General features: G+C 57.8%; 15 protein-coding genes and 4 pseudogenes. 6 read left to right on the top strand and 13 right to left on the bottom strand.

Features of this window, described 5'->3' with window-relative positions; all coding sequences use genetic code 11:
- Positions 1-86 precede the first annotated feature (86 nt).
- The 8 genes from ccoP to NKH83_RS29060 form a co-directional block, all read right to left on the bottom strand.
- Positions 87-950, bottom strand: coding sequence for a cytochrome-c oxidase, cbb3-type subunit III (ccoP, locus tag NKH83_RS29095; RefSeq protein WP_352808466.1), 864 nt, complete (start codon positions 948-950; stop codon positions 87-89).
- 2 nt (positions 951-952) lie between these two features.
- Positions 953-1102 (bottom strand): cbb3-type cytochrome c oxidase subunit 3, encoded by a 150-nt coding sequence (locus NKH83_RS29090; RefSeq protein ID WP_352457387.1) that lies wholly within the window; start codon positions 1100-1102, stop codon positions 953-955.
- Between the two features lie 11 nt (positions 1103-1113).
- The gene (ccoO, locus tag NKH83_RS29085) at positions 1114-1845 is read right to left on the bottom strand and encodes a cytochrome-c oxidase, cbb3-type subunit II (RefSeq protein WP_352808465.1); all 732 of its coding nucleotides are present in this window, start codon (positions 1843-1845) and stop codon (positions 1114-1116) included.
- Positions 1836-3467 (bottom strand): cytochrome-c oxidase, cbb3-type subunit I, encoded by a 1632-nt coding sequence (ccoN, locus tag NKH83_RS29080; RefSeq protein ID WP_352808464.1) that lies wholly within the window; start codon positions 3465-3467, stop codon positions 1836-1838. The genes ccoO and ccoN overlap by 10 nt, the downstream gene beginning before the upstream one ends.
- Positions 3468-3512: 45 nt before the next feature.
- Complete coding sequence (locus NKH83_RS29075; RefSeq protein WP_352502733.1) at positions 3513-3815, bottom strand: hypothetical protein; 303 nt, start codon at positions 3813-3815, stop codon at positions 3513-3515.
- 529 nt (positions 3816-4344) lie between these two features.
- Positions 4345-5397, bottom strand: coding sequence for a hypothetical protein (locus NKH83_RS29070; protein WP_352502734.1), 1053 nt, complete (start codon positions 5395-5397; stop codon positions 4345-4347).
- A complete protein-coding gene (locus NKH83_RS29065) occupies positions 5394-7460 on the bottom strand; it encodes an ORC-CDC6 family AAA ATPase (RefSeq protein ID WP_352502735.1) in 2067 nt (688 codons plus the stop codon). The genes NKH83_RS29070 and NKH83_RS29065 overlap by 4 nt, the downstream gene beginning before the upstream one ends.
- The gene (locus NKH83_RS29060; protein ID WP_352808463.1) at positions 7461-8798 is read right to left on the bottom strand and encodes a metallophosphoesterase family protein; all 1338 of its coding nucleotides are present in this window, start codon (positions 8796-8798) and stop codon (positions 7461-7463) included.
- A gap of 531 nt (positions 8799-9329) precedes the next feature.
- Here NKH83_RS29060 and NKH83_RS29055 point away from each other — a divergent pair.
- From NKH83_RS29055 to NKH83_RS29045, 3 genes and pseudogenes are all read left to right on the top strand, one after another.
- Positions 9330-9584, top strand: a pseudogene (locus NKH83_RS29055) (IS30 family transposase); the annotation flags it as partial.
- A gap of 67 nt (positions 9585-9651) precedes the next feature.
- Positions 9652-9926 (top strand): annotated as a pseudogene (locus tag NKH83_RS29050) (epoxide hydrolase N-terminal domain-containing protein); the annotation flags it as partial.
- Positions 9927-9996: 70 nt separating this feature from the next.
- Positions 9997-10368, top strand: a complete 372-nt coding sequence (locus NKH83_RS29045; RefSeq protein ID WP_352502737.1) for a protein NO VEIN domain-containing protein — start codon at positions 9997-9999, stop codon at positions 10366-10368.
- A 376-nt stretch (positions 10369-10744) separates the two neighbouring features.
- Here NKH83_RS29045 and NKH83_RS29040 read toward each other — a convergent pair whose 3' ends face one another.
- Positions 10745-12637 (bottom strand): UvrD-helicase domain-containing protein, encoded by a 1893-nt coding sequence (locus NKH83_RS29040; RefSeq protein ID WP_352721694.1) that lies wholly within the window; start codon positions 12635-12637, stop codon positions 10745-10747.
- Positions 12638-12925: 288 nt separating this feature from the next.
- On the opposite strand from NKH83_RS29040, the gene NKH83_RS29035 reads away from it, so the two are divergent.
- Positions 12926-15838, top strand: a complete 2913-nt coding sequence (locus tag NKH83_RS29035; protein ID WP_352808461.1) for a class I SAM-dependent DNA methyltransferase — start codon at positions 12926-12928, stop codon at positions 15836-15838.
- A gap of 320 nt (positions 15839-16158) precedes the next feature.
- Here the strand turns inward: NKH83_RS29035 and NKH83_RS29030 are convergent, their stop codons facing one another.
- From NKH83_RS29030 to NKH83_RS29020, 3 genes and pseudogenes are all read right to left on the bottom strand, one after another.
- Positions 16159-16392, bottom strand: coding sequence for a hypothetical protein (locus tag NKH83_RS29030; RefSeq protein ID WP_023731894.1), 234 nt, complete (start codon positions 16390-16392; stop codon positions 16159-16161).
- Positions 16393-16394: 2 nt separating this feature from the next.
- Positions 16395-16625, bottom strand: a pseudogene (locus NKH83_RS29025) (transposase domain-containing protein); the annotation flags it as partial.
- Entirely contained in the window at positions 16547-16867 is a 321-nt protein-coding gene (locus NKH83_RS29020) for a hypothetical protein (RefSeq protein ID WP_352808490.1), read from the bottom strand. The gene NKH83_RS29020 and the pseudogene NKH83_RS29025, both read right to left, overlap by 79 nt.
- Positions 16868-16937: 70 nt before the next feature.
- Between NKH83_RS29020 and NKH83_RS29015 the strand changes: the two genes are divergently transcribed.
- Together NKH83_RS29015 and NKH83_RS29010 are read left to right on the top strand one after the other, a co-directional pair.
- Positions 16938-17123, top strand: coding sequence for a hypothetical protein (locus NKH83_RS29015; protein ID WP_352694607.1), 186 nt, complete (start codon positions 16938-16940; stop codon positions 17121-17123).
- Complete coding sequence (locus NKH83_RS29010; protein ID WP_352694605.1) at positions 17110-19179, top strand: recombinase family protein; 2070 nt, start codon at positions 17110-17112, stop codon at positions 19177-19179. The genes NKH83_RS29015 and NKH83_RS29010 overlap by 14 nt, the downstream gene beginning before the upstream one ends.
- Before the next feature lie 27 nt (positions 19180-19206).
- Here NKH83_RS29010 and tnpC read toward each other — a convergent pair.
- Positions 19207-19861: pseudogene (tnpC, locus tag NKH83_RS29005) on the bottom strand (IS66 family transposase); the annotation flags it as partial.

Here is a 19861-nt window from a genome sequence, read left to right as displayed (position 1 = left end):
TCGGTTTCTGGATGATGCCGAGGCCCGGCTCGCGCCGGGCCTCGTCGCTTGGCGGTTGGGGGGAGGACGAGAATAGGCTTGCGTTCCTATTCTCCGCCGCCAAGCGAATGGACATAGACCGCGAGTTCCTTGACCTTGATCTCGCCGAGACGCCCGATCCAGGCCGGCATGACGCCATGCCTCGGGGCGCGGACCTGCGCGGCGATGGCTGTTTCGCCAGACCCGTAAAGCCAGATCGCGTCGGTCAGGTCGGGTGCGCCGAGCTCCCTGTTGCCCTTTGCATTCTCACCATGACAGGCCGCACAATTCTCGGCGAAAACATTGGCGCCGAGTTCGATCAGGCTTGTGTCCTGAACAGGATCGGAGAGGCTTGCGACATAGGCGCCGACCTGCTTGATCTGATCCGTCGTGATGATGTCGCCAAAAGCAGGCATTTCCGACAGGCGCGTATCCGGGTCTGATGCGAAGCGGATGCCGTGCGCAATCGTCTGCTGGATCTGTTCGGCGTTGCCACCCCACAGCCAATCGTCGTCGTTTAGGTTGGGAAAACCCTTGGACCCTTGAGCGCCCGAGCCATGGCACTGCACGCAATTGACCTTGAACGCGGCGCCACCTGCGGCGACCGCGAATTCGCGTAGTGTATCGTCGGCAGTAATCTCGGAGACGGTCTTCGCCTGAATGGCAGCGACATATTTGTCTTTGGCCACTTCGGCCGCCGCCAGTTCATTCTTGACGTCTTTGCGGCTCGAATACCCCAGCACACCCCTGGTCGCGGAAGTCAGCATCGGCCATGCCGGATAGACGACGGTGTAGCCGATCGCCCAGGCAATGGTGATGTAGAAGGTGATGACCCACCAGCGCGGAAGCGGGTTGTTGAGTTCCTTGATGCCGTCCCACTCATGGCCGGTCGTCGAGATGCCCGAAACCTCGTCGATATGCTCGCTGCCCATGATCAGTCGTCCTTGAGAGGAATGTGAGCGGCTCTCTCGGCTTGCCTGCGGCTGCCGGGACGAAATGCAAAGGCAACGCATCCGAGGAAGAAAAGTGCCATGGCAAGCAGGCCCCAGCTGTCGGCAAACTCCCGCATGAAATTGTAGGTCATCGCCATTCTCCTCAGCGGTAACCGGCGGCTTCGTCATAGGTCCTGAAATCGACCAGCGTGCCGAGCATCTGGAGATAGGCGACCAGCGCATCCATTTCGGTGACCTGCTGCGGATCGCCGTCGAAGTCCCCAAGCTTGACTTTCGGATAGCGTCTCTCCAGGCCCGATGTGTCGGCATTCGCATCGGCCTGCGCCATGAGATCGGCATTGGCATGAGCGATCATGTCGTCTGAATAGGGCACACCGACACGGCTGTTGGCGATCAGATGCGTCGAGAAATCCTTCACCTCGATTGGCATGTCCTTCAGGAACGCGTAGCTCGGCATGATCGATTCCGGCACCACCGAACGCGGCTCGGTGAGATGCTGGACGTGCCATCCGTTCGAGTAGCGGTCGCCGACCCGGGCGAGATCCGGCCCGGTGCGCTTCGAGCCCCACTGGAACGGGTGGTCGTACATCGACTCGGCCGCCAGGCTATAGTGGCCGTAGCGCTCGACCTCGTCGCGGAACGGCCTTATCATCTGGCTATGGCAGAGGTAACAGCCCTCGCGCGCATAGATGTTGCGCCCGGCGAGCTCGAGCGGCGAATAGGGCCGCATGCCTTCGACCTTCTCGATGGTGTTGTCGAGATAGAAGAGCGGCGCGATCTCGACGATACCGCCGATTGTTACGACCAGCAGGGACCCGAGGAGAAGAAGTGTGGCGTTCTTCTCGATGACCGCGTGTCTGTCCATCAAGCCCATTTTCTGGCTCCTGATCGCACAGGCTGGAGGGCGGGGATGGAGCGCGGCATCGGATCCTCCTCGCGCTGGTAGCCGAGGATGGTCATGGCGATGTTCCAGGCCATGATGAGGGCGCCCGACAGATACATCGCGCCGCCGATGGCACGCATGATGTAGTAGGGATGCATGGCGGCGACGGTTTCGGCGAAGGAGTAGACCAGGAAGCCCTGCTCGTTGTATTCGCGCCACATCAGGCCCTGCATGACGCCGGAGACCCACATCACCGCGGCGTAAACGACGATCCCAAGCGTCGCCAGCCAGAAGTGCCAGTTGACGAGCCGCAGCGAATAAAGCCGGTCGCGATTCCATAACTTCGGGACCATGAAATAAATCGCGCCGAACGAGATCATGCCAACCCATCCGAGCGCGCCCGAATGGACGTGACCGATGGTCCAGTCGGTGTAGTGCGAGAGCGAGTTGACGGCCTTGATTGACATCATCGGGCCTTCGAAGGTCGACATCCCGTAGAAGGCGATGGCCATCACCATCATACGGATGATCGGGTCGGTGCGCAGCTTGTCCCAGGCGCCCGAGAGCGTCATCAGGCCGTTTATCATGCCGCCCCACGAGGGCATCCAGAGCATGATTGAGAACACCATGCCGAGCGTCTGGGCCCAGTCCGGCAGGGCGGTGTAGTGGAGGTGGTGCGGACCGGCCCAGATGTAGAGAAAGATCAAAGCCCAGAAGTGGATGATCGACAGCCGGTAGGAATAGACCGGTCGGTTGGCTTGCTTGGGCACGAAATAATACATCATCCCGAGGAAGCCGGCGGTGAGGAAGAAGCCGACGGCATTGTGGCCGTACCACCATTGCGTCAGGGCGTCCTGTACGCCGGAGAAGGCTGAATAGCTCTTGGAGCCCAGGAAGGAGACCGGCATCGACAGGTTGTTGATCACATGTAGGATTGCGATGGTCACGATGAAGGCAAGGTAGAACCAGTTGGCGACGTAGATGTGCGGCTCCTTGCGCTTCAGGATCGTGCCGAGGAACAGGATGAGATAGGCGACCCAGACAATGGTCAGCCACAGGTCCACATACCATTCGGGCTCGGCGTATTCGCGGCTCTCGGTGATACCGAGCAGGTAGCCGGTTGCCGCCATGACGATGAACAGCTGATAGCCCCAGAACACGAACCAGGCGAGATCGCCGCCGAACAGCCTGGCACGACAGGTCCGCTGCACGACATAAAGTGACGTGCAGATGAGTGCATTGCCGCCGAAGGCAAAAACCACGCCGGAAGTATGCAAAGGCCGCAGTCGGCCGAAATTGAACCAGGGCTGGATGTTGAGATCGGGGTAGGCGAGCTGCAGGGCGATGACCACGCCGACCAGCATGCCGACGACGCCCCAGAATACGGTGGCGATGGCACCGTAGCGGATCGGCCCATCCATGTAAGCGGCGGGGTCGATCGGAACTGCCGGCTTGAACTCCGTGTTGCGCAACAGAATCGCAGTGAAGCCAGCCACGGCGAAGAACAAAACCCACATATGCCGGCGAAAAGGTTCATCTACGCCGAAGCCGGCAGCCACCAGGGCCGCAAACGCAAACAGGCTTAGAAGGACGATCTCTGTGCCGAATTTCATCGCAAGCCCCGATTTCCAATTCCGGCGGGCGCCAACCGCAGTGCCTTATTGCGCAGCCGTGGCCTGCTCGCCCTGATCCATGTCAGAGCCGCACGATTTTGCTTCGAGCAGCATCGAGTTCGGTGCGATCAGACTGTGGCGATCGAATGTGGAAGCGCAGCACCGGCCGCCACGCTTACGGACAGGCCCCGCGTCCCCGGTCGGGCCGGGTATGGAGGCGATCGCGGGCGTGTGGGGAAGCGCGCCTTCTGTGACGCTGGAAAGTAGGCCGATGCCTTGCCGAACGTCGATCGTTTCAATGCCTTGGGACAGCCAGCGCCAGCGTTGCGCTGCCTTCGTGACATTCATCGTTCGGGGAGCCAACAGTTTCAAGTACTTAGCCGATCCAAAAAATCGGAGGAAAACGGCTGATCGCTGATCTGATGATTGCCGCGATCGTCGTGTGACAGGAGGGCTTCGCACGATTTCAGTATCGCCAACGCCCTTTCACGGCGGTAACAGGGGTTCGATTCCCCTTGGGCGTACCAGCAATTTCAAGCACTAGCTCATCTTCAAAAAATCTCGTTTGATATTTGTCTAATATTCGTCTCCTGGCGACCCGTGGAGACTCATGGAATCATGACGGTTCACAAATTTCAAAAGCGAGCTCCGCTGGCGTCGGCCCAACAAAGAAGCCAGACGGCGCGTCCGAATATGAGCGGCTCTCGCGAATGACCAAAATAGGGCCGGAAGCTGTCAGTCCGCCGTTAGACCAAGCCACCCGCAAGCTGCCGTTCTCCTGAAATCACATACCGGATGATATCGCACTTTCTATGTATGTTGTGGATCAACCCGTATGGCCACGGCGATCACGATGCTGCGTGAAAGCAAGACAGAGTCAGAACGTCCCAGGAAGGCTACAAGCAGGCGAGGTCAGATCGATCAGCTTGTAAAAATGATATCGCCCGTTCGCTGAAACCTCCCGGTGGGCATATGAGGTAGGGATTCGCGCCTTAATCTGGACCCGGTTGTCACTGCACGCCAGAACGGCTGCGGCAATCGCCTGAACTTTAGGCCCGCTCACGAATACGTTCACGACCGATCGCGAACCGAAACCCTCGAGATAAGCTTCGAAAGCGTCGAGGTGAGCCGTAAGGCCGAATGCTTCGATGTCGCGAACTTCACCTTCTTCAAGCCGATGGGTCTCACGAACTTTGGCAACCTGCTGATCTAGCAATACATCGATGTGCTCATTTCGTTCGCTTCGGGGAACGAGAAGAGAGATTCGTTCCGGACTTACCAGATCGATCAATCCATAGAAGACGTCCGCATCTCCGCCGATACCCACCAGCAGGATCTTCTCCTCACCCATACCGCCGCCGCCTTGAAGATGGGGTACCGTCACATAGCGGTCGAGGCCGCTGGAAAAGTCCTCTTTGCCGGCTGCATTCTCATAAGTCCCTTCGGCATAGCCGAACTCCAGCGACTGGATAGCCACTTTCTTGAAAGCGAAGGCAACAAGCCACTGAATGTAGATCCGGGGCATCGTTGAGCATTCTACGAAGACCTTGCGCAGGTTTCCCTGGTAGGAACCATAGGACTCGGCCATTTGCGACAGCGTGTGGTCGAGGATATTGATGTTCTTCTGGTATTCGATTGATGCTTCCAGGTCGACAACCGTGACATCGATGCCCCACCGCTTGCCTATCGCAACGAGCTTTTCCCGGTTGGCCTCAACGGCCGCGATGCCGGTGCTCTTTAGCGCGAAGTCGAGAACGATCATTTTCTTGACCTTAAGATCAACGTGGTCGCCGAAGGCGGTGAACCGCGTCTCCCATCCAAGCGCAACGATCGCAATGTCTGCTTCGACCACTTCGACAGCACCGCGATCACTGACCCTCTCAGTGACAGCCACGTTGCCGAACACCCGATACTCAACCGTTGGGGTCATTCTAGATCACTGTCAAACAGAGAGCCCTGAAATTCGGTATGTGAAGCCGGCCGTGCGACGAGTTCTTTGAACACTGCGTCGGCCCAGTCCTCCGGGATGCGGTATCGCGTGAAGAGCAGGTCAACGATTCGCGCAGCCGGAATTGTGTTCGTCTCATAGGGCCCGCGATAAGAATATCCAAAGTACGGGGCAAACCGACGATGCAACCGTATGAGCATCTCCTTCGATCTTGCATCGGCCCGATCCACCTCCAAGTTGCCCGCAGCGGAGACCTCGCGAATGAAACCATCTTTCTCCGCACGTCGCAGGACCTCGTCTAGTTTCCCTGTTGGAAGCTCGAGCTTATTCACGAGCGAGCGCATCTCACTAAGATCAACCTTGAAAATACCCCTTTCAGTTGTGCCGAGGGGGCTATCCTCGGCAAAGTCTGTTTGGAGGCGCGCGGTGAGGTATCCGAGCGCACGCACCATGCGCACGCTCTCTTCCTCATAGGGATGTGAAAGCGCCTGCAGGCCGTCCATCTTTCTCTTGGAGGCAGCGTTTACTGCTTGTTTTTGCTGTTCGATGGCGATCTGCGAATCCGAGTTGATGAAGTCCACCAGCTTGCGCAGATCGCTCGCATTCGGAACGCTACGGCGGAAGATCTCCCCCATTATGTCAAGGAAGTCTCGTATGCAGACATCGCTCAATGACGTAATTATTTGGTGCCCTACGTAGGGATATTCGTGGAGGCCCAGAATTCGGCACGCTTGCAGGAACGCCCACCCCTGCTTTCGTGCTATCGAGCGCATCAGATTCGCTGCGTCCGCCGAACTCATGGGCTTGCGTTTAATTTCCGGTTTCATGAGCGCGAGCGCCAGACCCTCCGCATATGGCCGCGCCTTCCTGTGAAGATGAAACTGTTGCTGGTCGGCGGACCTGAGGTTTATGGAGAAAAATTCGCGCGCTGCCTCCGCGAGGGTCACTAGCCTGTCTCGGCCTTCGGAATGCCCCGTTTCAATCACCCGCTCTATGATTTCGTTGACCGAAAGCCTTCCCAGTCGGCTTTTCAATGAAAACGCGTTGAGTGGGCTCTTGCGCTTTAGGTTGCTTCGCAGCTCATCGGGAAGCGCGTAATATAGTCGAAGTGATGACACGTTCTCGCAGAGGGTTGCGAATTCCTTGTTCGTTACTGAGTCGAGATTTTCGACGTCGCGGTCGGCGTTCGATAGGGACTGGCCCGGTATGATGGTCCGGATCGTGTCATAAAGTCCGCCGATATAGGCGAGCACCCACTTAACGTTGCCGCGCGTTTTCCTGACCAGCGTGTTCAAGAACTGCTGCTGTAGCGGCGTGAGCGCCTCGCAGTCGTCAATCAGTATCTTGAAGAACGGGACTGTGCCGCTCGCGAAGGCAGGCCCTTCCAAGAGCGGAGTGATCGCAGTTGCAACCTTGTTGATTATGGCTCCGGGGTCTGTTGCCCTGAAGTTTGTCTTTGCCGTGTCCGCCGCGAAGAAGAAGGCATTGAAGCAGTCGTCGATGTATCGCGTAACCCCCGCCCGCAATTCGTCGATGCTGAAGAAGTCTGGACGCGCTGGTTGCGGGATGAAGTGCAGCACTTGGCGATGCAGGGCTAGCGCGACGTCGCGATCGCCAGATGCTGGATATTTGAGGTGTCCGTCCCGCCTGAGTTGGACAACACTCTCAAGCAGACGTTCGACGATCTTCAGCTCTAGGTAGTGAGAGAAGATTATAAACTGTCGGTTAGCCACCGCAGTCGGATCAAGCTGTATATTCTCGGGAATGAGACTGAGGACGGCATTGTCGATCAGCGGCGAAAATGTCTCGTTCAGCTGAAAGAACACTCCATACCAGCCGAGCTTTCCGACTTGTTCTGCAAGATTGTCGTCTTCAAGGATGTGAGCCGTGGAAAGCGATCTAAGAATGCTAGTCTTGCCACTTCCTCTGGTACCCGCCACGAAAACAGGCTTTGCTGCTGTCGAAATCGAAGCTGATTTCTGACTAAACCAAAGAATCGGTCGACTTTCGTATTCTATCCTGTTGGGACCAAAGGGGTTCTGCATCTACTCTTCCCTTACCTTGATCCGCCATTCCGAGTTGGGTTTCGTCAGCCCGTCAATCTCGATGATCCGGGCTGCCTGAAGCATTAGCAGGGAGTCTTCCAGATCCTGGTCGGGCGCGGCCGTCGACGCGATCTCCACTAACTCGTCCCAGAACAGTAGGGCGCTGCCACGCTTCTTGACGTGATCACGGAGCCGGCCGAGCAGACCAAAAGTTTCGCCACTCAGGAAGGCCTTGCCGCTGGCGATGGTCGAGATGAAGCAATGCTCGCCTTCAGTGACCAGACCATCGGCGACGTTCGTTCGATAGGGAATCAAGCGGATACCGACAAGTTCTCCCTGATCTGTCATGAAGAAGACAAGCTCGTTGAACCCCGCCTGTATCTCTGGGGCTGATATGCAGATCAGCTTGCCGTTTGGAGATCGCGGATCGCTGACGATTTCTACGGGGTCACTATGGATGTGCCCGTGCAAGTAGACGATCGACTTATCGCTTTGAAGCAGCTGGGTCCGGACAAAACCGCTGTTGAGCATCTCCGCGTAAGGTGTGATGCGTGGAATTTTCTGCGGAAGCAGGTTGTGGTGGCCTATCACGATGCTGAACCGCATACCGACTTGCTGGAGCAACTCTTGAAGCCCAGCAAGCATCTCCCGTGAGATGTACGGGGTGTCAAGTTGACCGTAGTACTCATCATCCGATGCGTCCTTTGTTGGGTCATTTGGCGGCGTGGCGGGGGAATGACCTGAGGTATCCGAGGTACCCAAATCAACCGGCTCGGCCCCCGTATTGAGTTCCTTGAGCCGATCGCGAAGAAATGCAGGAAGGTTCTGAAGCTCCCAGCTACCTATCGCAGTGTTGACCAAGATGACATTGGCGCTACCCGACTTGGCCGGAAGCCTGAAGTGGACAGGTTGGTCCACTGGCACAGTTTCCCAACCGAGGCCAGCTGCCAATCCTGCCATTTCGCTGAACTTCTCGGTCGGTCCGAGGTCCCGCGCATCGTCGCGATTCACGTCATGATTACCGGGAACAAAAATCAGGGGGAGAAATGCTGATTTACTACCCTGCGCGCGGCACAAAAGGGTCAAATGCTGGAAGGCGGACGCGATGTATTCCTTGTCGCCACGGCTCGTAAAATCCCCCATGAATGCCACCGCATCTGGGCGCTTCGTGGTGATCAGTCGCCGGAGCTTGGTAAGGACTGCCCGAAGTGAGGAGGCACGCAACTTCTGGGTGATCTTCGGAGCGAACTTGCTGTCCTTTGCATCGATGTCGCTAGCGGAGGAATGCCAGTCTGGATAGTGAACATCGCCGATTTGAAGGATTCGCACACGCTGCATAAATTGCTCCCCTGCCGATAGCCATAGAATGAACTGTCCGACTTTGCCAAGCGCGAACGACGGGTCGCCACAACTTGCAACAACTACTTTGCGTAGCCGATGAAATTCATCCCGCCTCGCTTGTGAATCGGCTTATTCAGCGGAACGTTCTCGTGGAGAATTCAAGGCAGATGGAATTGGAGGAACACATTGCCCCGGTTAGCGACCCAACGTGAATATCTTCATGCGGACCGCATGGTCGGTGTCAGGCAAAACAGCGTCGATGGTGAACCGGCAGGGCTATAGTGGTTGTTGCGTGTCGATAGGCACGATTTGCAGAGCGCGCCGTCGTGATTCACGGTCGCCAAGATATTTTTCCACCGCGAACCGTTTGCCAGACGACCTCTAAAGATGCTTATCGGTCACACCGCACGTGTCATTCGAGCGTCCGCTTTCGAGCGCAGCGAAATCACCACGGAGTGTCTGAAATTGGGCGGTGGGTTCAACCGGTCGTCGCAACACCTTTAATCTGAGAGGATGGGGAGGTGTCGCATGGTGACGTCACGGATCTGGTTTACCACGGAGCAGAAGGCCGAGCTCTGGGAGCGATGGAAGCAAGGTCAGAGCATTTCGTCGATCTCGCGGGCACTGGAGCGCCGGAACAAGGGCGGCGTTCAGCGGATCGTATCCTTACACGGCGGCATTGCTCCGGCAGCAAGGCGTAGAGCGGCCTCGGCGCTCGAGCTGGGGGAGCGCGAAGAGATCTCTCGCGGGATTGCGGCAGGTCTTGCCATCCGCGCTAAGGCTACAGAAGGTGTTGCAGTGACCGGTTGAACCCACCTGCGCAAAGCTGTCGTTCGCGACGCTGACTTAGCAGTTGGCCCCGACCCGCCTGCCCCTTCGCGAAACCGCCAGCGACACTTCGCAGGGCCTACAGCTGAAGAAACTGCGGCACCTGCTGCGCTACTGGGGTACGGACTACGATTGGTCCAAGGGAGACCCAAGCTGAATGCCTTGCCGCAATTCGTGACCACCATCGACGGGCTGGATATAGCCGTTCCGGGCACGAAAACGCTTTGCCGCTGATCATGACCCATGGCTGGCCCGGCTCAATTTTTCGAGTTGTTGAAGGTCGTCCGTCCGCTTACCGCCTCACCCCGCCAGCGGCAGCTGGTATTCCGGTGGGTCCAGCAGTTGGCGTCCGCCGGAAGCCAACGACGTGGACAGGGATCAAAAGGTCGGCGCCCGAGGAGAAGAAATCGTTTACCGCGCGGAATTGGAGCGGGTTCGATTGCTCGGCCATGGGGAACCCGAGAAGCACGTGATCTGGGTCTCGAGGACACATCCTGGCGCCGACCACGACATTCGATCCATCGACAAGGAGGGAAAACCCCTATGGCTCGAGGTGAAATCGACCATGGGGGTCGACGGCCGATTTGAATGGCCGCAGCGGGAGTTCGAAAAAGCGCTCCGTGAACGTGACCGATACATATTGTGGCGCGTTTACGAAGCCCACACGACGCATCCAATTGCGAAGCCGTTCGCCAATCCAGCTGGCCTGCTGGAACGGTGCATGTTGCGAGTGGACTGAGCGGAATGGTCGGATTTGTCGAGCCCAAATAAGCGACTAAGAGAACTCAACTCCTGGTGAAGTGGAACTTCCTTAGCGACTTCGAGGCACGGACGAGCCTGGCCGGCCAGCGTTTTCGCTTTTTTTCTGTTTCCAGACCGAGCTTCGCACACAACCCCTGGGCAGCGGCCGTGAATTAGCCCGCGGGAATGCAAGTGGGACCAGAGCATCCGGAACATGATCGAACGTGCGGCCGCCAAGTGGATGTCCTCGATCTTGTCCGGAGAGCTACCTGACACTTGACGGCTGTCGCCGGCCTGCGCCCAAGCGGACATTCAATCAATCAGCAGGGGGCAGATTAAATCCCAGAATAGGGCGTATCCGGCGGGCTCGTAACTTACCCGCCGAATAGACGGGAAAAGAAGCCACGCTTGGCCGGTTTCTGGGGGACATGCGGTGGTTGGACTCTGCCGCTTTCCTTTACCGGGTCCTCCCAGTCGGCCGGTTGCGTAACAACGCGCTTGGCCAAAGCCGGCGCCGCCAGCCCTAACGACACGGCCGAAGTTCGCGTTTGCTCACCTTTGACACCCATGACGGGGATTTCTATCGCCTCCTTGGCGCGTGTAACGGCGACGTAGAACAGTCTAAGTTCAGCAGCATCTTCACGCTCTTGTTGGGCCTTATCCGCAGTAGTCCGTGCCTCTCGGGTCTTCAAGAAGTCGTCCATCAGTCGGACATTCTTCCATTCCCGTCCCTTGGCTTTGTGGGCTGTCGAGATGACAAGCTCGGCTGCCTCCTCGCTGACCGATTGGTTGATAGCCCACAGGAGGCGCTTTTCGCCCTTACTCTGCACCAGATTGACGAACATGGTCAGGTGCTCGCCCTCGGTGGTCTTGGCGAAATCGACGACCGATTCCCAGTTTGTGAAACCGAAGAAGTCGGGGACGTCGGTCGGACGCCCCTCTTTCAAGTCGCGCACACCCCAGAGCAGCTCCTTGAGATCCTTGTTGTCGCCAACGAGATGTGGCTTGCAGCCCTCGTCGAGGCACTGGATTAGCGCTGTCATGACGTTCGCGTTGGTCCTCGCTAAGATGGCGTTGGGTTTGCAGCTGCCGACACGGCTTCGCAGGGCGGGATTGCCCGTCAACGGCACACTCTCACCGAGCCGCAGCAGCACGCGGGAGGCTTCACCAGCGATTTCCGGTCCGAACCGGAACGACTGGGTCAGCCCAACAATGGAGTCGGTTTTGATCGCGTCCATTGCATTCACCGCGCCGCGCCATTCGTAAATCTGCTGGTATCGGTCACCAACGTAGACAAGCTGAGCGCTTTGCCGCTGCAGTACGTCGAGCACCACGGGATTAGTGTCCTGCGCCTCATCGAGGAGTAAATAGTCCGCTGCAATCTGTGGCCTGGACAGGCCCCAGAGCTTTAAAAACCCGTCAAAACCCAGTGGGATCGCGTCCTTGGGGTCGCACATCCGCTGCCACACGTGCTTGGCATTGTTGCGGGCGAACTCGTTCACCGCCGCCAGACTGTCTTCATTGGCCGTAAGCAGGGATCCATGGCGAGGCACGTGTGCGTCAGAGATCTCATCGTCGCCGCTCTGCGCGAACCGTTTGACCGTCTGCTGGATCAAATAGGCTTGTGAAACTGTCTGTAGCGAATGGTCGCGGTCGACTCGCCAGGTCTTCTTAAACCCAAGGATCTCCGCGAGCTGCTTGGTGCTGACCTTCCCTGCGAACTTTTCCCTAGTTTCTTTATAACCAGAGTGCAGTGCCTTCAGCGCCAGCCTATGCGTTGTCGAGCAATCTACCGTCGGAGGAAACTTGTCACGGGCGTCCCCGACAATCGCCTTGTTGAAAGCGATATACTGGCCGCGGCGGCGAGTGCCGTGCGCAAGGAATTGCAGTGTCGCGGTCTTGCCTGTACCCGCATAAGCGTTGATACGGAGCGAGCCACCAGACAGGAAGGCTTCAATTGCCTGTTGTTGCTCTGCGGTAGGTTTGCGATCTGCGGTAGGTTTGCGACCTCCCCTCTTCCTCGCAACTTCCTTGCGCGCCACGGAGGGCTGGTCTCTACCATTTGTGAGACTTCGGTCGAAGAGGTCCGCCTGCTTTACATCCAGTGCGGACTTGGCACGCATCAAAAGTCTCCCGGCACGAGCTGTCTTCCTAAATCCGGCTTCACCAACGACGGCTTTGATTGCCTTGGAATTACCACTCGCGGTGGCTTTCTCCAGGATTGCCTCAAGCTGGTCGATGCTCAACGAACTAAATGGCCGCTTCATTCAAAATCCCCCCAGCCGATTTCGCGCCTATAATCAGGCTCGAGTCAAGTTGAGAACCCGAGCACGCCCGCATCGCGAAGGCGTGATAGTGCCGGTAAGCAAACGCGCCGACTCTTGTCGATCGTTCCCTTTCAAACGCGACCTTCACGCAAGCTGCCGACAATTATGCTGGCATGGGTAACTCTAATTGCTTTGCCGTTCAGAACCGGTACTAGCTTTCCTGCGACCAGCTTGTCGGGCGCGCCATAACGTTAATGAGAACCGCTGATGACTCCGCATGAATTCCTAATGAAATGGCGCAATGTCGAGTTGAAGGAACGCTCTGCCTCGCAGAGCCATTTCAACGATCTGTGCGCGCTTTTAGGAGTGCTAGACCCAGTCTCTGCTGATCCCACTGGAGATTGGTTTACGTTCGAGAGGGGTGCGAGCAAAACGAGCGGTGGCGAAGGCTGGGCTGATGTATGGCGGAGGGGCCATTTTGGCTGGGAGTATAAAGGCCGGCATGCCAACCTCGATAAAGCCTACAACCAGCTTCTTCAATATTCAGTCGCATTGGAGAATCCGCCGCTTCTGATCGTATCCGATATGGCCAGAATAATCATCCGGACCAACTGGACGAATAGCGTTCAGGAGACGCACGAATTCGCGCTCGACGATCTGATCGATGGCGCAGTGCGAGACCGGCTAAAAGCAGTTTTCCTCGATCCTGATATCTTTAAACCGAAAAAAACTCGCCAGGAATTAACCGAGGAAACCGCCGGAGAATTTGCTGAGCTGGCGCAGCGCCTGCGGGACCGTGGCCACGAAGCGCATCAGGTAGCGCATTTCGTCATCCAACTGGTATTTTGTATGTTCGCGGAAGATGTGGGCTTGCTGCCCGACCATCTCTTCACAAAAATGCTCGAGGTCAGCCGCAACGACCCGACGAAATTTACTGAAAATGCTGCGACGCTTTTTGGCGCGATGGCACACAAAGGGGGAAAGGTCGGCTTTACGGCGATCGATTGGTTTAACGGCGGCCTGTTCAAGGACAACCATGTACTACCGGTGACCGCCGATGACATCGTCAAACTGCTCGCGGCTGCTGGACGTGACTGGTCGCAGATCGATCCCTCAATTCTCGGTACGCTGTTTGAGCGGGGGCTGGACCCCGCTAAACGCAGTCAGTTGGGCGCGCACTACACCGACCGCGACAAAATCATGATGATCATCCGTCCGACAATCATCGAACCGCTCGAGGCCGAATGGGCTGAGGCGTTTGCGAAGGTTACTGCGCTCGTCGAGAACGCCCCGCGTCAGACGAAAGACAAGCTGCTGCGAGGGTCGGAGCTTGCCAAGCGCACAAGGGCAATCACCGAGGCGGAAACAATTCACAACGCCTTTATTGAGCGCCTTTCGAACTTCCGTGTCCTCGATCCCGCCTGCGGTTCCGGCAACTTCCTGTACGTCGCACTGCGGTCGCTCAAGGACATAGAGCATCGCGCTAATCTCGACGCCGAAGCTCTCGGCCTTCCACGCGGCTTTCCGCGTATAGGACCAGAATGTGTGCTTGGAATCGAACTCAACCCATACGCAGCGGAATTGGCGCGCGTTTCAGTCTGGATCGGCGAAATTCAATGGATGCGGCGCAATGGCTTCGACGCTGTGAAAGACCCGATCTTGCGGCCCTTGGAGACAATCGAGTGTCGAGACGCCCTTGTAGACTACGATGCCGAGGCGGACAATTGGGTGGAGTCAGTTTGGCCGACGGTAGATGTGATCGTCGGCAACCCACCGTTTCTCGGTGGGAAAAGCATGAGGCGCAACCTCGGCGACGAAACCACCAAAACCATCCGGCGTATCTATTCGGGGAGAATAGCTCCCTTCTCCGACCTGGTTTGCTACTGGTTTGAAAAGTCGCGAGCGATGATTGCAGAGGGGAGGCTTCGCCGGTGCGGCTTGGTAGCTACCAAGGCAATCGCAAAGAACGCCAATCTTCCAGTGTTAATACGATTGAGCGCCGACACTAGAATATTTAATGCTTGGCAGAATGAGCGGTGGGTGGTCAACGGTGCAGCAGTTAGGGTTTCCGTTGTTTGCTTCACTGGCAAAGACCCTATCAGGGGTACAAGCCTAAACGGAATTCAAGTCAAGCACATCAATCCGAACCTTACCTCAGGTATTGATACGAGCAGCGTCAAACGGCTCGGGCAAAATACGGGTTCCGTCTTCATTGGCGTGCAACTTAGCGGCCCTCTTACCGTCCCTCGTGAGCAGGCGAAGAAATGGTTGCAATCGCCGACGAACCCGAATGGCAGTCGGAATTCGAAGGTTCTTTCAGCTTACGCATCGACCGACGATATCGTTGGGCGTCCTACGGAAGAGTTTCTTATCGATTTCCCTCAAGGGCTGAGCAAAACGACTGTAAGCGAATTCGAGCTGCCCTTCGAGTACCTTCATAGCGCACGATATGATCCCCACAGGGACGGCCAGCTAGTCAGCTTTACGAACTACCGGACATCCACCCCCGGTCAAAACCCTTCCTGGTGGGAACCTCACCGATCACGCCGAGCAATGAGGGCGATCCTTCAGACGGTTGACCGCTATCTGGCTACGGCCGAAACTACCGAGCATCGAGTATTCCGCTTCCTTCCGTCGACGATGGTTCCGGATAAGACCCTTTATGCCTTCCCATATGCAGGTTTGACCGGCTTCGGGATTTTGCAGAGCTCTTTTCATGAAGTGTGGTCCACATACTTTGGCAACCGCATCGGCGCTGGAAATCAGCGGCGATACAATGCGTCGTTTGTATACCTTACCTTTCCCTTCCCCGAAGGTCTCACCCCCGACATTCTCGCTGCTGACTATGCCGTTGATCCTCGCGCAAATGCGATCGCGACCGCGGCCTCACGACTTGATGAATTGCGAGAGAATTGGCTCAATCCAGCCAACCTGATCGAGCGGGAGCCGGACATTGGGCCGGACTATCCCAATCGCATTGTGCCCAAGGATGAGCACGCCGCTAAGGAGCTCAACCAACGCACCTTGACCAACCTTTACAACGCAAGGCCCCAATGGCTGGCGAACGCTCACGCCGAACTCGATGAGGCGGTGGCAGAAGCCTACGGCTGGGCCGACGATTGGCGAGCTGGAGTGCTCAGCGACGATGAGATCGTGGCCCGGCTGTTTGTCCTCAATCAACAACGCCCTTTGGCATCATAGTTCGGTCTGCTCGGGACAGTAGCCGGACTTGCCGCCACGGGGCAATGCAGGTTCAGGTATCACTGCGAATAGCGGAAAGACACATATGCAAAACGAAATTAATCAAGATTATGTCTTTAGAATATCATGCGTCATTATAACTTGAGATATGCTTTCCTAGATTTCTGTCGCTAGTGAGAACGTGCGATGCAGCGCTCCCCTCACCCTGGCACCGCCCCGGAAGGACCCGCGATTTTCATAACCATTTGAAATCATTTTACGCATCCGGTGAAGACCGCAGACGTGCGCATCCGGCAGCCAGGAGAACCGGAGTGCTGGGGTCAAGCTTTCTTTGGGGAGACGCGATGATATTCTTCGAGGAGGAGTTTGACCTCCTCGATGCCTTCATCGGTGAAGGCCAAGATCCCGTCGTCATCGTTGGCGCCGTAGACCCAGATGACGCCGTCCTCGGGCTCGAGACCGAGGGTCAGGTCCTGGATGAGCGCTTCGCTGACGCCGAGGTCCCTGGCGACACGATCGACGGTGTAGACGTGATGCACCTTATTGCGCTGCATGATCAGGCCGCCGCTGGTTGGGTCCGCAATTTTGCGGATCTCCAATTCCACGGCAGCAAATCATCGATCCGATGGGCCGGATAGGCGGGCAGTCGGGCGAGGACGTCGGCGAGCCAGGCCTGCGGGTCGACATCGTTCATCTTGGCGCTGACGATCAGGCTGTAGAGAACGGCCGCGCGCTGTCCGCCGCGATCGGAACCGCAGAAGAGCCAGGACTTTCTGCCGAGAGCCATCGCAGGGTCATTCTGCCCATGTCGGGCAGATGGTGGAGTTTCATTACCGCTGGCATCCATATTACGGCGGTCGTTTTCGGCATGAAGGTCGCGAGGACCGGGCCAATGGCGCGATCATCCGGGTAGAGATCAGGCCGGGTGAGATCATCCAGGTGGCGGAGTGGATGCTGGATCGGGCGTTTTGCGCCGACATGGAGATGGGCGAACCGCGCGTTGCGGTGATTGGGCTTGTAGAGCTTCATAGACTGCTTACCGAGCGCGGTTTCAGGCAGACTTCGAGGGATGGACTCACGGCCATCCAGGAGGCGCGCCATGAAAGCTTTACCACTACCCCCGACATTACCAGTGCTGACCCAGCAGCTGAGCATGCCGTTCGATACGCCGCAGATGCGAGGCCTGAGCGACGGGGAACGAAGCGTTGTTGTCGCCAGGCTGGCGACCCTCCTGATGGCCGCGGCCGGCGTCGCGACGAAGGAGGCGAGCGATGACGGGCAATAATCTCCTTCCAGCCACGGTGCTGAAGCGCAAAGCTGTGGTCTACGTTCGACAGTCGACCCCGGGTCAGGTCCAGAACAACCTGGAGAGCCAGCGGCGACAATATGAACTTGTCGATGTCGCGCGACGCTGGGGTTTCCGTGATGTCGATGTGATCGACGATGACCTTGGTCGTACCGCCAGCGGTGCTGTAGACCGCCCTGGTTTCGAACGACTGGTGAGCGGCCTGTGCACGGGCAAAATTGGCGCAGTGCTCTGCCTCGACGCATCGCGTCTTTCTCGCAATGGCCGGGATTGGCACCATCTCCTGGAACTGTGCGGCCTGGTTGAAGCGCGCGTCATAGATCTCGACGGAGTGTACGATCCTTGTCGGCCTAACGATCGATTGTTGTTGGGCATGAAGGGCAGTATCAGCGAGTTTGAGCTCGGCATTTTGCGAACGCGCATGCTTGACGCGGCTCGCGCCAAAGCGCGGCGGGGGGAGCTGCGTCTCAGTGTGCCGATCGGTTATATCTGGCACCGCGACTATGGGCTGGGGCTTGATCCCGATTTGCGGGTACAAGAGGCGATCCGCCTCATCTTTTCGCGCTTCCGCGAGCTTGGCAGCGCCCGCCAGGTGCTGATTTCGCTGACGGCTGATAATTTCCATTTTCCTCGCCCTTCTGACGGGCGCAAAACGGTGTCCTTCGACTGGGTGCCGGTTCGCTATCGAAGCGTTATTTCGATCCTGAAGAACCCCTTCTACGCTGGGGTCTATGTCTATGGTAAAAGCGAGAAGCGAACCGAGATTGTCGATGGCAGGGCGCGTAAAAGCTACGGCCACGGCAAACCCTTTGGAACGTGGGACGTGCTGCTCCAGGATCATCACGAAGGCTATATCGATTGGAGTGAGTTTGAGAGGAACCAGAGCCACATCGCTGTCAATGCCTTCGGCCAGAAAGGCGGCATCAAGTCTGGTCGTGGCGGCCGCGCGTTGCTCGCGGGCCTGCTCACCTGCGGCCGATGCGGAAGGCGGTTGGGCGTTGTCTACTCGGGGCGGCCTCCGGGGCATCCCTATTACCGCTGCGAACGTATCAATCAGATGCTGGCCAAGCCACGATGCATGACTTTTGGCGCATCTCGCATCGACCCTGCTATCGGCAAAGAGATATTGAGGGCCGTGACGCCGATGGCGATCGAGGCCGCAATGGAAGCTGATCGGGCGCATCGGGATAATCTGGAAGAACGACACCGCATGGTGGAGTTGGACTTGCAGCAAGCCCGATACGAGGCCTCTCTCGCTGAACGTCGCTATGCTGCTTGCGACCCTGACAACCGGCTGATCGCTGCCCAACTGGAGAAGAGCTGGGAGGCAGCGCTCAGGCGCGTGGAAGCCTGTGAAGCTGGTTTGGCCCAAGCGCGACAAATGGATCTTGTCACCCCAGTCCCCGAATTTACTGGCATTGCCACCGATCTGGAGGCCGCCTGGCGCGCACCTAACGTCGACATGCGATGTCGTCAGCAACTCCTTCGTGCTCTCGTGACTGATATCATTGCTGACATCGATGAAGAGCAGCGTGAAGTCATTTTGACGATCCACTGGAAAGGCGGCCAGCACTCCCAGCTGCGCATTCGCAAACCCAAAGCTGGCGAACATGGCCAGAGTACTCCGGAGGCCGCCCTTGCCGTCATGCGGTCTATGGCGACCCGGTGGTCCGACACAGACATTGCCGCCACTCTCAACCGGATGGGAATGCAGACCGGGCAAGGCAAAACCTGGACTGGGCGCCGTGTCGGGGCACTGCGCACGGTCCATAAAATCCACGGCTACCGATCCGCCGAAAAGAATGGCGAGTGGCTCACATTGACCGAAGCCGCCAAAAAGCTTGGGGTTACTGCCCATCGGGTCCGTCGATTGATCAAGGAGGGCGTGCTCCCTACCGAGCAGGTGGTACCCGATGCACCGCACCAAATACGAGCTGCGGACCTGGAAAAGGATCAAGTGACCCAGTTTCCGCGTCACAGAGGCCCGTGTCGCATCAAAATGGAAAACCAAAAGTCCCTGTTTCCGGACGTTTGAAGAAGAGGTGCAGTATGAATCGGTCGTTGCGATGCCGCGCAGGGCTCGCTCGGCTGCATTGTTGGATAGGCAGATCCGCCCATCGTCGAGGAACCGGGTGAAGGATGACCAGCGGCGCAGCATGTAGTTGAAGGCCTTGGTCAGGTCGTGCCCGCGCGAGAGCTTGTCGCGCGTCTTGATCATCCAGCGCTCGAGCTCGGTGACCAGCGGCGCGCTCCGCTCTTGGCGCACGGCGTGGCGTTGGGCCGGCGACAGGCCGTTGATCGCGCGCTCGATATCGAACAGGGCATCGATGCGCTTCACGGCTTCGACCGCCAGCGGATAGACCAGGTTGGGCTTCTCGCCGTGCGCCTTCTTGCGCGCCGCCGCTTCGACATCGGCCAGCTCGAACACTTTGCGCCGGCTGTGGGCCCAGCAGCTGGCCTCCAGAACAGGCGCCGGCTGACGACCCGTCGCATAGAGATCGCCATAACCACCAAAGGCATCGGCCTGCAGAATGCCGCTCCAGCCGGCGAGATGCGTCGCGGGATGTTCGCCTCGGCGATCGCGGGAATAGTAGAACACTGCCGCCGGCGGATCGGCGCCGCCGAACGGTCGGTCATCGCGCACATAGGTCCATAATCGGCCGGTATCGGTCTTGCCCTTGGCCAGGACCGGCACCGTCGTGTCGTCGCCGTGCAGA

Origin of the sequence: Mesorhizobium sp. M0909 (assembly GCF_040319515.1) — a bacterium.
GTDB lineage: Bacteria > Pseudomonadota > Alphaproteobacteria > Rhizobiales > Rhizobiaceae > Mesorhizobium.
The sequence above is the reverse complement of the archived record's forward strand: the minus strand, read 5'-3'. Positions and strand labels throughout refer to the sequence as shown.